A 12,909-nucleotide genomic window follows, 5' to 3' on the forward strand; every position below is an offset into this window, starting at 1 on the left:
ATAACGCGGGACTTATGCCTGCCGGGATGTCCCAATCTCGTCATGTTCACGCTCATACTCGGCCGCGAACGCACACGCATCCCCGACCCCCCACGATCGGAGTGGACGTTGCAGCCCACCAGATGGACGGCAGCCGTGGCGGCCATGGCGCTGACCGCGAGCCTCGCCGGCGCCCTGGCCGGGACGGCATCCGCGGCGCAGCAGGCGCAGCCCGCCCCGTCCCCGCAGGACACACCGGCCGCACGTGCGGTCGCGGCCGCGGACCGCGCCGTAGACAGCGGCCTGGACTCCCTGGTCAACTCCTCCCAGGAACACTACGAACGGCGCATGGTCACCCCTTGGGTGCAGGACCTCTACTCCGTCGCGTACGAGCGCAGCTACCGCGGCCTTCCGGTCGTCGGCGGCGACGCGGTCGTGCTCGCGGACGGCTCCGGCAAGGTGCGCACCCTCCAGTCCGCCTCCTCCGTACGGATCGACGTCGCGACCCGGCCGTCGGTGACCGCGAAGGACGCCGAGTCGACGTCGCGCGCGAAGCTGACCGCCGTCGACAAGGTCGACAGCAGCCGGCTCGTCGTACGGCTGAAGGACGACAAGCCGGTGCTGGCCTGGGAGACGGTGCTGATCGGCCGGACCAAGACGGCTCCCAGCAAGCTGCACGTCTTCGTGGACGCGCGGACCGGCTCCGTCGTCGACAGCTACGACGACGTGGTCGCGGGGACCGGCAACAGCAAGTGGAACGGCCCGAACCCGCTCACGATCGACACCATCAACTCGGGCTCCACCTACACCCTGCGCGACCCGAACCGCACCGGCCTGAGCTGCGCGGACTACAGCAGCGGCACGGTCTTCACGAAGTCCTCCGACTCCTGGGGCACCGGCAACCCCACGAGCAAGGAGACCGGCTGCACGGACCTGATGTTCGCGGCGCAGAAGCAGTGGGACATGCTCGGCCAGTGGCTGGGCCGCAACGGCATCAGCGGCAACGGCCGCCACTTCCCCGGCAAGGTCGGCCTGAACGACCTGAACGCCTACTGGGACGGCAGCTCGGTCACCATCGGGCACAACCAGGCGGGCGAGTGGATCGCCGGCGTGGACGTGGTGGCCCACGAGTACGGGCACGCCATCGACTCCAACACCCCCGGCGGCACCAGCGGGCAGGAGTCCGGACTCGGCGAGGCCACCGGCGACATCTTCGGCGCGCTGACCGAGGCGTACATCAACGAGCCCTCCCCGTACGACACTCCGGACTACACCGTCGGCGAGGTGATCAACCTCGTGGGCGACGGGCCCATCCGGAACATGTACAACCCGCCGGCCGTCAACAACGACCCGGCCTGCTACAGCTCCGCGATACCCGGCACCGAGGTGCACGCGGCCGCGGGCCCCCTGAACCACTGGTTCTACCTGCTGGCCGAAGGCACCAACCCGGGCGGCGGCAAGCCCAGCAGCAGCACCTGCAACCAGACCACGCTGACCGGCGTGGGCGTGCAGAACGCCGGCAAGATCTTCTACGGCGGCATGCTGCTCAAGACCAGCAGCATGTCCTACAAGAAGTACCGCACGGCGACGCTGAGCTCAGCGAAGTCGCTCGACGCCACCTGCGGGCTCTTCAACAAGACGAAGGCGGCCTGGGACGCCATCAGCGTGCCCGCCCAGTCGGCGGACCCGACCTGCACCCCGAGCGGCCAGAACAACGACTTCTCGATGACGCTGAACCCGTCGTCGGGCACCGTCCAGCAGGGCGGTACGGTCACCACCACCGTCGCCACCACCGTCACCACCGGCACCGCCCAGTCGGTGACGCTGACCGCGACGGGCCTGCCGTCCGGGGTCAGCGCCTCCTTCAACCCCGCCACGGTGCAGTCCGGCCAGTCCTCGGTGCTGACCCTGACCGCCACCTCCAACGCGGCGCCCGGCGCCTCCACCGTCGTCATCAAGGGACAGGGCGCCACCCTCTCCCACACCGTCGACTACACGCTCAACGTGGGCGGGACCCAGCCCGGCAACGACCCGCCGGACATCAGCGTCGCCAACGTGCAGGCGCACCTGGCGCAGTTCAACACCATCGCCACCCAGAACGGCGGCCACCGCCGGGCCGGCAGCGCCGGCTACACCCAGTCCCTGGCCTACGTGAAGGGCAAGCTGCAGGCCGCCGGCTACACCGTCACCGAACAGAACTGCTCCTCCTGCACCTACCCGTCGAACAACCTGATCGCCGACTGGCCCGGCGGCCCCGCCGACCAGGTCGTCATGTTCGGCGCCCACCTCGACAGCGTCTCGGCGGGCCCCGGCATCAACGACAACGGCTCCGGCTCGGCCACCCTGCTGGAGAACGCGCTGGTCCTGGCCCAGAAGAACCCGACGATGTCCAAGCACGTGCGCTTCGCCTGGTGGACGGACGAGGAACAGGGCCTCAACGGCTCCGAGTTCTACGTCGGCCAGCTCAGCAGCACCCAGAAGGCCGCCATCAAGGGCTACTACAACTTCGACATGGTCGCCTCCACCAACGGCGGCTACTTCATCAACAACCTCAACTCCACCACCGCCGCCCCGCTCAAGGCGTACTGGACCTCGCTGAACCTGGCACCGGAGGAGAACACCGAGGGCCAGGGCCGCAGCGACGACTACTCCTTCCAGCAGGCCGGCATCCCCACCTCCGGCTACGCGGCCGGCGCCAGCGCCCGTAAGACCTCGGCGCAGGCCACCAAGTGGGGCGGCACCGCGAACGCCGCCTACGACCCCTGCTACCACAGCTCCTGCGACACCACGAACAACATCAACGCCACGGTGCTGGACCGCAGCGCCGACGGCGTCGCCTACGCCGTCTGGAAGCAGGCCGTCGGCGGTGAGACCCCCGCGCAGGACTTCTCCATCGGCGTCTCCCCGTCCGCGGGCAGCACGGCACCCGGCGGATCCACCTCCGCCACGGTCAACACCTCCACGGTGAGCGGCGCCGCCCAGACCGTCGCGCTCTCCGTCTCCGGCGCCCCGGCGGGCGTGAGCGCGACGCTCAGCCCGACGTCCGTCCAGTCCGGCAGCTCCTCGGCGCTGTCCGTCCAGGTTGGCGCGGGCACCCTTCCCGGTACCTACACCCTGACGGTCACCGGTTCCGGCACCGTCAGCCACACCACCACCTACACGCTGACCGTCACCGGGAGCGGCGGCTGCACACCGCGCCAGCTCGTGGTCAACGGCGGCTTCGAGAGCGGCTCCAGCCCGTGGACCGCAACCTCCGGCGTGATCACCAACCAGTCCGGCCAGCTTCCGCACGGCGGCAGCTACAAGGCCTGGCTGAACGGATACGGCTCCTCCCACACGGACAGCGCCTCCCAGTCGCTGTCCATCCCGACGGGCTGCGCCTCGTACCAGCTCTCGTTCTTCCTCCACATCGACACGGACGAGAACGAGAACGTCGCCTACGACCGGTTCACCGTCTCGGTGGGCGGTCAGACCCTGGAGAGCTTCTCCAACCTGAACGCGAACTCCGGCTACGTCCAAAAGACGTACGACCTGAAGGCGTTCGCGGGCCAGAGCGTCACCCTGAAGTTCAACGGCGTGGAGGACCAGTCCCTGCAGACCTCCTTCGTCGTGGACGACGTCACCGTCCAGGTGAGCTGATGTCGTCCGCCTGACCCGCGCGAGCGGCACGCAGTCCGGCCCGGTCCCGCACCTCGGGGGCCGGGCCGGACGTGTACCGGCCGGTACGCGCCCTCCGCCGACCGGGGCCCGCGCCCCGGCCCCTGACGAGTGGCAGCGGGCCGCCGGCCGGAAGACAATGGGGGCACCGGCCCGGTCGACGTTCGCGGGGCCCCTCGCCGGCGCCCCCCTCGCACCTGTGGTCACCGGGCCTTCGCCAGTACGTCATGAGTCCTCGGAGGAGTCATGGGGAGTACGGAGCACACGGGATCGTCGCAGTGCTCAGGCACGAACGACGACTTCACGGCGGAAGTGACCTACGAAGACGACCGGCGCCGCGTCACCATCGACGGCACGCTGTCCTGTCCACGCCCGGCATTCGAACTCACGCTGGACCACGGGAATCCCGGCATCAACCCGGACCCGAAGGAGCTCGTCCTGAGGCTCGTGGAGAAGCCACCGACGGGAACCCACATCGAGGTGGTGACCGAGACCAAGGTGCACGGTGAGTTCGCCATCAAGCCCGAGGTGGAGCGGGTGCGCATCGAGAACCTGGACGTCACGCTGTCCCTGGACCAGAAGCGGCCCGAGCGGGAAGCGGTCTGAGCCGGAAGCGGTCCGAGTGACGCGTGGTCTCGGTCAGGACCGGTCCGTCACGTCCGGCGGGCGCCCCGGCCGCCGCCCTCGGGGGCGATCAGAGCGGTCAGTCCGTAGTCCAGCTCGGCGCCGTCGACCAGCAGGGACTCGACCGTGCGCGTCGCCGGGTCGATGTCGGCCTCCACGCCCTGGCCGCGGTAGTGGGGGTAGCCGGAGGTTCCCCTCTCGCCGGTCGCCTCGACCACGGCCGATCGCAGGGCCCGGTCGGCCGCGGAGGCACCGCCCAGGTTCTGGATGTGCTCGGGCACCAGCAGGATCTCGAAGCTCTGCGGCTCAGTGGTCATGCTTCGAAGCTACCCGATCAGGTGCCCCGGAGCGGTCGGGCACACGCCCCACCTCGTACGCTCTGCGGGACCCGGCACGCAGACGAAGAGGAACACGATGAGCGGCGATTCCCCGGACAAGATCCTTCTCGTGGCGAAGGAACCCACCCTCCGGGGCCTGCTGGAGCGCCTCCTCGTGGCCCGCGGGTTCGCCGTGGTCGACGGCGCGAGCGGGAAGGACGTCATCGCCCTGCTGGGCAGCGAGGCCCCCGTCGCCCTGGTGATCTGCGAGCGCACCGGGCCGGGCCTGGACGAGGTGGCGATGTTCGAGGAGATCCGCCGCCATCCCGAGCACGGGCGCGTACCCATCCTCGCGCTGCCCCCCGCGGACCCGGAGTGCACGGTCCGCGCGCTGGAGGCCGGTGTGAGCGACTGCCTCGCCAAGCCCTTCCACCCCACCGAGTTCATGGCCCGCGTCGAGCGCCTCGCCCGGCCGGCGGCCGCGGCCGGTCCGGCCTGACCGGGAAGGCGCCGCTCGGGCCGGGGCGCCTCAGACCGGGCGGTAGCCGCGCTCGCGGACCAGGCGGGCGGTGAAGGCGGTGAAGGCGCGGGAGGCGGCGCTCTCGTAGGCGCCCTCCCGGCGCAGCAGGGTGACCGTGCGGGACGGCAGGGCCGGGTCGAGCGGTACCGGGTGCAGGTACGGGTGGTCGTGCGTGACGGCGTCGGGCAGGACGGTGGCCAGCGGCGTGCCCCGGAGGATCTCGGTGAGGGCCTGGACGGAGTTCGCCTCCACCGCGATGTGCGGGCGCACACCGTGGGCGGCGAGGTAGGCGTCGACATGGACGCGGGTGGCGAAGTCCCCGCTGAGCAGCGCCAGTCGGCGCGCCGCCAGCTCGCGCACGGGCAGTGGCCCGGGCCCGGTCTCGGCGGCGGCGACCAGGCTGAGGGTCTCCGTGAACAGCGGCGTCGCCCCGATGCCCGGCAGGTGCGGCCCCTGGAAGGCGAGGCCGAGGTCGTGCTCGTCGGCGAGCAGGCCGGCCTCGATGCGGTCCTGGGGCATCTCGCGGACCGTGAGGGTGAGGCCGGGGTGGGCGGCGTACAGCCCGGCGACGAGCGGGCCGACGAGGTACGCGGTGAAGGTGGGCGTCAGGGCGAGGCGCAGGTGGCCCCGGGAGAGGTCGGCCAGGTCCTGGACGGCCCGCTCGGCCGCCGCCAGCTCCCGTAGGGCGCCGCGCGCGTGGTGGACGTAGGTCGCACCGGCGTCGGTGAGCCGCACGGCGCGCCCGGTGCGGTCCAACAGCTGGACCCCGACGGTGCGTTCGAGCTGTTTCACCTGCTGGGACAGGGTGGGCTGGGAGATCCGCAGCTCCTCGGCGGCGCGCGTGAAGCTGCCGTGCTCGGCCACGGCGATCAGATAGCGCAGGTGACGCAGTTCCAGAGCCATGGATCCGACTATAGATGAGAACAATGGCTGAGATGGATTGTGCGTCTTGGACACAATAGATGCAGCTCATGCATGGTGGAACACGTCAAGCCCCCCGGGGCGCATCCCAGCAGAGGGAGTGACCATGCAGGCCCAGCACGATCTTTCGGACGGCGTCGCACGCTTCCAGAACGAGGTCTTTCCGGCGAAGGTGGAGCTCTTCGCCCGCCTGGCGCAGACCCATCGGCCGGACACCCTGTTCATCGGCTGCTCCGACGCCCGCGTGGTGCCGGAGCTGATCACCCAGAGCGAGCCGGGCGAGCTGTTCGTCATCCGCACCGCGGGGAACCTCGTCCCCGCCTACGCGCCGGGGCCGGACGGGGTGACCGCCAGCATCGAGTACGCCGTCGCCGTCCTCGGCGTCAGCGACATCGTGGTGTGCGGGCACTCCGCCTGCGGAGCGATGACCGCACTGGCCGAGGGCACGGACCTGAGCGCCACCTCCTCCGTCGCGGGCTGGCTCCGGCACGCGGACGCCTCGGTGGCCCGTACGGCGGGCGCCGGACCGGACCGGCTGGCCGCGCTGGTCCGCGAGAACGTCCGCGCCCAGCTGACGAACCTGGCCACCCATCCCTCGGTCGCCCGCGCCCGGGCCGCGGGCGCCCTCACCCTGCGCGGATGGGTCTACGACATCCGGACCGGCGGGGTCGCGGAGGTCGCCGCCGCCGCGGACCACCCGGCCGCCCTGGCCGTCTGACCCCGCCGACCGCCCCCCTTCTTCCCACACCGCCATCCTCACGCAAAGGACACCTTCCGCATGCCGCACGCCCAGTTCGACCCCACCGCCCGCCAGGACCTGGCCGCCGCCATCACCCTGGCCAAGACCCGCAAGGACCTCTCCTGGCAGGAACTCGCCGATGCCGCGGGCCTGTCGGTCGCCTACGTCACCGCCGCCCTGCTGGGCCAGCACGCCCTGCCCGAGTCCGCGGCGCGGTCGGTCGCCGGAATGCTGGACCTGGACGAGGACGCGGTCCTGCTCCTCCAGACGATCCCGACGCGCGGATCGATCGGCGGCGCGGTCCCGACCGACCCGACGATCTACCGCTTCTACGAGATGCTCCAGGTGTACGGGACCACCCTGAAGGCGCTGGTGCACGAGCAGTTCGGCGACGGCATCATCAGCGCGATCAACTTCAAGCTGGACGTCAAGAAGGTCGCCGACCCCGACGGCGGCGAGCGCGCCGTGATCACGCTGGACGGGAAGTACCTCCCGACGAAGCCCTTCTGAGCCCGGACGCCTTCCGGCCCTCTCTTCCGGCCCTCTCTCGGGGCACCCATGCCACAGAGCCTCCGGCCCAGTCGGGCGGGAGGCTCTGTGACGTGAGGTGCGGTGCCCACGGTGACGGCCGTTCGGCCGGCGCGCGCCAGTGGTCGGGACGGATCCGTGGATCCGGGTGGAACAAGCCGGGGCCCCGTGGGCACTCGCGCAGGCGCAGGAGGCCCCGGCTCGCAGAGGGGACTGCGTCAGCTGCCGGCCGAGAGGTTGCCCGACAGGACCGGGATGTTGTCCAGGATGTGCGAGAGCGGCTCGTCGCCCTTGGCCTGGGTGGAGTTCTCGGTGCACTGCTGGTTCTGCGGGTTGGACAGGATGTTGACGTCCTGGACGCCGATGTTGAGCGCGCCGACCAGCGACTGGACGTTGATCTTGGAGGGCAGGGCGATGCAGGGCTTGTTCAGGGTGCCCTGGACCAGGCCGAGCTGCGGGCTCAGGTCGCCGTGGGTCTTCTGGTTGCCGTAGATCTGCTGGGAACCATTGCCGTTGACGGTGTTGATCCCGTTGTCGTTGCCGATGGCCATCGCCGGGGCGGCCGCGGCGGCGCCCGCGCCGATGATCGACGCGGTAACTGCGGCGGTGGCCATCATCTTCTTAATCATCAGGGGTCCTTATGTCGCACGAGTGCATGGTGGTGAGCGCTTTGATCAACGCCCGGCGCGACCACAGGTTCCGCCGCTTCACCCGAACAGCGGCATGTCGAAGCGGGCGGGCGGGTACGGGGGACGATGGGCGGGGTAGCGGGCGGCGCCACGGGCGGTCTCACGGGCGGGCGCGGAACCGAGGGAACGAATCCGGAACGCGTGCGTGATGCCGTCCATGACGCGGGCGCGGGAGAGGCGGGTCGCAGGTGGTGGCCGCACGGTACGTCACACAGCTGGTCGAGGCGTTGGAGCGGTACGCGGGGCGTCCCGCGATCGGCGCCGGGCCGGTCGTCATGGAGTTCCAGGAGGTGCTCGACCACGCCGGCCGGCTGGCCGGGGTGCTCGCCGACGCGGGCGTCGGACGCGGGTCGGGGCTGGCCTGCGTGGCGGGCTCGAACCGGGCCGAGGTCCTGCTGGTGCGGATCGCGGCCCACCTGCTGGGCGCCCGGCTCACCCAGGTGTTCACCGGACCCGCCCTGCACGGGCTGGACTTCATCCTGCGGGACTGCCGACCGGACCTGGTGGTGCACGACGGGCCGGTGCCCGCGACCGCGGCGCCCCGGCTCGGCCTGGACGAGCTGGTGCGGCGGGCCGCGCAGCGGGAGGCCGCGGCGGTGCCGGTCCGGGCGCGCGAGGACGACTTGGCCCGGGTGACCTACACCGGCGGGACCACGGGGCGGCCCAAGGGCGTGGCGTCCACCTTCGCGGCCATGGCCGCGCGCAACACCGTACGCCCGGCGAGCTGGGCGGACTCGGTCCACGTGTCGGTCACGTCGCTGGCGCAGCGGGCCGGCGGCCGGTGCCTGGAGCAGCTGCGGGCCGGCGGGCGGGTGGAGCTCCTGGACCCGTTCGGGACGCGGGAGTTCGCGGCCGCGTGCCGCCGCCTGGGGCCGGTGTCCACGTACCTGACGACCTCGATGGTGTACCGGCTGCTGGACGACCCGGTGACGGCCCGCGGGGTGCCCGGGCTGGAGACGATCTCGTACGGTGATTCGCCCATCCTCCCGGACCGGCTGCGGGAGGCGGTGACCCGCTGGGGCGGCCGCTGGCAGCAGGGCTACGGCATGAACGAGGCCGCGGTGATCTGCCGCCTCACCCCCGCGGACCACGAGGCCGCGGTGGGCGGGCGGCCCGAGCTGCTGGCCTCGGTCGGCAGGCCCGTCGCGGGCGTGGAGGTCGAGGTGCGCGACGAAGGGGGCGCGGCGTTGACGGCCGGACGCAGCGGCGAGGTGTGGATGCGGTCGGCGGCGATGATGTCCGGCTACTGGGGCCGGCCCGAGCTGACGGCCGAGGCGCTGCGGGACGGATGGCTGCGGACGGGGGACGTCGGGCACTTCGGCGAGGACGGCTACCTGTACCTCGACGACCGGGTCAAGGACGTGGTGATGGTCGACGGGGACAACGTGTACTGCTTTCCGGTCGAGGCCGCGCTCGCCCGGCATCCGGCCGTGGCGCGGGCGGTGGTCGTGGGGCGGCACAGCGACCTGACGGGTGAGGAGGTGTGCGCCTTCCTGGTGCCGGCGCCGGGGTGCGCCCCCAGCGCCGAAGCGGCCGCGGAGGCCTGCGACCTGGTGGAGAAGGAGCTGGCCCCGGCGCACCGGCCGACCTCGGTCTTCTGGGAGCGGACGATCCCGCTGACCGCGCGGGGAAAGCCCGACAAGCGGCGGCTGCGGGAACGCGCGGCGGGCGGTGCGGACGGGCCCCGGCGGTAGCGCCGGGGCTCCTGGGGCTAAGCGGCCGGTACGACCGAGGCCCTTATCGCCGCGGCCCACTCCCCCAGCAGGGTGGCGTGCCGGATGCGCTCCGCGTCGCTGAGGCGGCCTTCGGCGCGGGCGAAGAGGCAGCGGATGTCGGCGTTGATCGCGGCGAGGGAGCGTTCCGGTGCGTGGCTGTGGTCAGGGGTCGGGCTCACGTGATCAAGAGTAGGCGGCGGGTGTGACAACCGTGGACCATGTCCGTCATGCGGACGCCCGGTTCCGGACTGCGGATCACCGCTCCGCGGGCCGGGACCGGTCGTTACGTCTCCGTTCCCGAGGTGGTGTCGACCGGCTGCACGACGACCGGGTAGTTCGGTGCGCCCTCGGGCAGCGGGCACGCGTAGGCACGGGCGGCGATCTCGGCGGCCCGGGCGAAGTCGGGGACGTCGACGATCCAGTAGCCGGCCAGCACCTCCGCGGCCTCCCCGTAGGGTCCGTCGGAGATCACGGGGGCGCCGTCGGGGCCGGCGGTCACGAGGCGGGCCTGTCGGGGTTCGGCGAGGCCCTGGCCGTCGACCCATTCGCCCGACGCGGTGAGCTCGTCGTTCAGGGAGCTCATGTGGTCGAACATCGCCTTGAGGTCCGCCTCGGACCAGGCCGGGCTGCCGCTGCTCGCCTTGCCGGCCATGGCGTCGTAGTCGGCCTGCTTGCCGAGAACCATCAGCATGTACTTCATGGGGTTCCACTCCTTCTGCCGGCCGGCCCCGGTCCGGGGCCTCTCGCATGGGACGTCGGAGCCATCGCTTCCATTGCGACACGTCGGCCGTGTCCGCGCGCGCGGGGGGCGGGAGGCCCGGCAGGGGGCCGGACAGGGCGGGCAGGGGGCCGGACAGGGCGGGCAGGGGCCGATTACGCTGGCCCGATGAAGATCATTGACCTGGAGCCGAGCGATCCCCGGCTGACCGATGACCTGCTTCCCGTACTGGTCGAACTGCGGCCCCACCTCACCTCGGAGCTCTTCCGCACGATCCTCGCGGAGGGGCGGGGCCAGGGGCTGCGCTTCACCGCGGCGTACGACGCGGACGGCGCCTGCGTGGGCGCGGCCGGCTGGCGGGTCGTCGCCAACACGTCCGCGGTCCGCATGCTCTTCGTCGACGACCTGGTCACCGCCTCCGCCGCCCGCTCGACCGGCGTGGGCCGCGCGATGCTGGCCCATCTGGAGGACCACGCCAGGGCGGCCGGCTGCACGGTCCTGACGCTGGAGTCCGGCACGCAGCGGACCGACGCCCACCGCTTCTACTTCCGCGAGCGGATGTCCGTGACGGCCTTCTCCTTCGACAAGCCGCTCGTCTGACGCCGTGACCTGTGACGCCGTGACCGAACCGTCGTCGTCCCGAGTCCGGATCGGCCTCGTGGGGCCGGTGGCCGCTTGTTAGGTTCCTGCTGCTGCCGACCGCGAGGGGAACCGTTTCATGCCAGTATCCGCAGGGCCCCGCAGGGGCCTGGGCGTGGTCGCCGTGGCGGCCGTCCTACTGGCGGGCGCCACCGGGTGCGCGGACGGGGCCGGCAAGGGCACGGCGGCGGCTCCGGCCGCGGCGTCCTCTCCCGCGTCCGCGTCGCCCTCCCCCTCGGCCTCGGCCTCGGCCACGGCCACGGCTCCCGAATCCGCCTCCGCGACCGCTTCCGCTTCCCCGGCCGGGCCCGTCACGCCGTCGGCCCCGAGCACGACCCGGGCCACGACACCGCCCGCCGTCCCCACGCGGCTGACGGTCGCGGTCGACACCCGGGGCGGCCGGCTCGCCCTCGTACGGGGAGGCGCGCCGCAGGAGTTCACCGTCACCCTGCGGAACGGGAACTCCGCCGCGTACCGCCACCTCCTGGTCGCCTTCCAGATGGAGTTCCTCGTCGGCGAACCCGGCGACCAGCCGGGCAGCGGGCCGGGCTTCCTGCTGGAGCGTTTCGATCCGGCCTCGGGCGCCTGGCGCCCGGCCGCCCTCCGGATAGCCAACGACGCCAAGTCACCGTCCGAGTTCACGGGCGGCGCCCCGCTCGCCCGCGAGACCGTACGCGTCGAGCGCTACCGGCTGAGCGCGACCGCGGGCGGGCCGACGGGCGGCACCCCGGTGATGGTGTCCTTCATCGACACGGACGGCGACCGTGAGGCCGCGGCGCACGTGAACCTCGGGCACAGCACCCGCTGAGGCCCGTCCCGTCCTCGGGCGTGCAGGGCGTCCCCGGCACCGGCTCGCCGAGGGCGTGCGCTGCGGTCCGCCAGGCTGCGGTGACGGCCTTCCGGGCCCGCTCGGTGGCCTCCGGTACCCGGTCGGGACGGTCGGGGAGGTGGAACGGCGAGCCGATGTGGACGTGTACGCAGGGCCTGCGAAGCGGGGCGGTGAGCACTCCGGCGAGCTGCTTGGCGCCGCTGCCCGAGCACAGGCGCCGGGCGCCCGCCTGGCCGACGGGCACGACGGGGGCGCCGGTCGCGGCGGCGAGCCGGGCCAGGCCGCTGCGGAAGGGGCCCGGGGCCGACTCCCCCGCGTCGAGCCGGACGGGCAGCCGGCCTTCGCCGTACAGCAGCACGCTGCGGCCGGAGGCGAGGGCGACGGCCGCGGCGTCCAGGGAGTCGGCGGCGCGGGCGGTACCGCGGTGGACGGCGATGTGCCCTTCGCGCCGGAGCGCGGCGCCGAGCAGCGGTACGCGCCACAGGCCGCCGGTGGCGAGGATGACGGGCTCGATCCCGTACCGGCGCAGCGCGGCGACCACGACGGCGGGGTCGGCGAGGGAGGTGTGGTTGGCGACGAGGATGCTGCCCGGTGCGGGCCGCGGGCCGGGGGCGGCGGTGACGGTGAGGTTCCCGAAGGCGGGTACGACGGCGGCGGCGATTCGGCTGAGCATGGACGGCCCCGTTCGGTGGTGCGGCGACGTACTGCGGTGGCGGAGTCCATGGTCGGACGGGGGCGCTGCGGGGTCATGAGTAGGCGTACTCAACCCCGCCTGGTGCTGCGGGCGTCGGCGCGTGGGTGCGTCGCCCGCGCGCGGGGAGGTCGGAGTATGACCGAACGGTCACAAGATCGGAGGCGGGGAACGACCGCGGGCGCGGCGGACATCTAGCAGGTCGGCGTGGCTCCGCGACGGGGCTTCGCCGACGGAATCGGAAGAGACCGGCGGGCTGTTCGCCACCGCGTGCGCGGTGGGGGCGGCCGGCCGGGTACGAGCGGGCAAGGCGGGGCGTGGATGAAGGCGATAACGGTGGCGG

Annotated in this window: 14 protein-coding genes; 8 read left to right on the top strand and 6 right to left on the bottom strand. The window is 72.5% G+C overall.

Annotation, left to right across the window (positions count from 1 at the left end):
• The first annotated feature begins 144 nt into the window (after positions 1–144).
• Together ACF059_RS30125 and ACF059_RS30130 are read left to right on the top strand one after the other, a co-directional pair.
• Positions 145–3,618, top strand: a complete 3,474-nt coding sequence (locus ACF059_RS30125) for a M28 family peptidase (protein ID WP_392063378.1) — start codon at positions 145–147, stop codon at positions 3,616–3,618.
• 264 nt (positions 3,619–3,882) lie between these two features.
• On the top strand, positions 3,883–4,242 hold the full coding sequence (locus ACF059_RS30130; protein ID WP_392063237.1) for a hypothetical protein: 360 nt from the start codon (positions 3,883–3,885) through the stop codon (positions 4,240–4,242).
• 47 nt (positions 4,243–4,289) lie between these two features.
• Here the strand turns inward: ACF059_RS30130 and ACF059_RS30135 are convergent, their stop codons facing one another.
• Positions 4,290–4,577 carry a hypothetical protein gene (locus ACF059_RS30135; RefSeq protein WP_392063240.1) on the bottom strand — a complete coding sequence of 96 codons (288 nt, stop codon included), beginning with the start codon at positions 4,575–4,577 and terminating at the stop codon, positions 4,290–4,292.
• A 97-nt stretch (positions 4,578–4,674) separates the two neighbouring features.
• Here ACF059_RS30135 and ACF059_RS30140 point away from each other — a divergent pair, with 97 nt between their 5' ends.
• Positions 4,675–5,076, top strand: a complete 402-nt coding sequence (locus ACF059_RS30140; protein ID WP_392063243.1) for a two-component system response regulator — start codon at positions 4,675–4,677, stop codon at positions 5,074–5,076.
• 30 nt (positions 5,077–5,106) lie between these two features.
• On the opposite strand, the gene cynR is transcribed toward ACF059_RS30140, so the two are convergent.
• Positions 5,107–6,000: a transcriptional regulator CynR gene (gene cynR, locus ACF059_RS30145; protein WP_392063246.1), complete on the bottom strand. Its 894-nt coding sequence runs from the start codon at positions 5,998–6,000 to the stop codon at positions 5,107–5,109.
• Between the two features lie 124 nt (positions 6,001–6,124).
• Between cynR and ACF059_RS30150 the strand changes: the two genes are divergently transcribed.
• Positions 6,125–6,736 carry a carbonic anhydrase gene (locus ACF059_RS30150; protein WP_392063249.1) on the top strand — a complete coding sequence of 204 codons (612 nt, stop codon included), beginning with the start codon at positions 6,125–6,127 and terminating at the stop codon, positions 6,734–6,736.
• A 60-nt stretch (positions 6,737–6,796) separates the two neighbouring features.
• On the top strand, positions 6,797–7,267 hold the full coding sequence (gene cynS, locus ACF059_RS30155; protein WP_392063252.1) for a cyanase: 471 nt from the start codon (positions 6,797–6,799) through the stop codon (positions 7,265–7,267).
• Between the two features lie 236 nt (positions 7,268–7,503).
• Here cynS and ACF059_RS30160 read toward each other — a convergent pair whose 3' ends face one another.
• Positions 7,504–7,914, bottom strand: coding sequence for a rodlin (locus tag ACF059_RS30160; protein ID WP_392063255.1), 411 nt, complete (start codon positions 7,912–7,914; stop codon positions 7,504–7,506).
• 248 nt (positions 7,915–8,162) lie between these two features.
• Between ACF059_RS30160 and ACF059_RS30165 the strand changes: the two genes are divergently transcribed.
• Entirely contained in the window at positions 8,163–9,668 is a 1,506-nt protein-coding gene (locus ACF059_RS30165) for an AMP-binding protein (protein WP_392063258.1), read from the top strand.
• Between the two features lie 17 nt (positions 9,669–9,685).
• Here the strand turns inward: ACF059_RS30165 and ACF059_RS30170 are convergent, their stop codons facing one another.
• Together ACF059_RS30170 and ACF059_RS30175 are read right to left on the bottom strand one after the other, a co-directional pair.
• Positions 9,686–9,868 (bottom strand): hypothetical protein, encoded by a 183-nt coding sequence (locus ACF059_RS30170; protein ID WP_392063261.1) that lies wholly within the window; start codon positions 9,866–9,868, stop codon positions 9,686–9,688.
• A gap of 104 nt (positions 9,869–9,972) precedes the next feature.
• Entirely contained in the window at positions 9,973–10,389 is a 417-nt protein-coding gene (locus ACF059_RS30175; RefSeq protein ID WP_392063264.1) for a YciI family protein, read from the bottom strand.
• Positions 10,390–10,575: 186 nt separating this feature from the next.
• On the opposite strand from ACF059_RS30175, the gene ACF059_RS30180 reads away from it, so the two are divergent.
• Complete coding sequence (locus tag ACF059_RS30180; RefSeq protein WP_392063267.1) at positions 10,576–11,007, top strand: GNAT family N-acetyltransferase; 432 nt, start codon at positions 10,576–10,578, stop codon at positions 11,005–11,007.
• 118 nt (positions 11,008–11,125) lie between these two features.
• Entirely contained in the window at positions 11,126–11,854 is a 729-nt protein-coding gene (locus ACF059_RS30185) for a hypothetical protein (RefSeq protein ID WP_392063270.1), read from the top strand.
• On the opposite strand, the gene ACF059_RS30190 is transcribed toward ACF059_RS30185, so the two are convergent.
• Positions 11,790–12,548, bottom strand: coding sequence for a lysophospholipid acyltransferase family protein (locus ACF059_RS30190; RefSeq protein ID WP_392063273.1), 759 nt, complete (start codon positions 12,546–12,548; stop codon positions 11,790–11,792). The genes ACF059_RS30185 and ACF059_RS30190 overlap by 65 nt on opposite strands.
• Positions 12,549–12,909: the final 361 nt, after the last annotated feature.

Origin of the sequence: Streptomyces sp. NPDC016562 (genome assembly GCF_043076955.1) — a bacterium.
Lineage (GTDB): Bacteria > Actinomycetota > Actinomycetes > Streptomycetales > Streptomycetaceae > Streptomyces.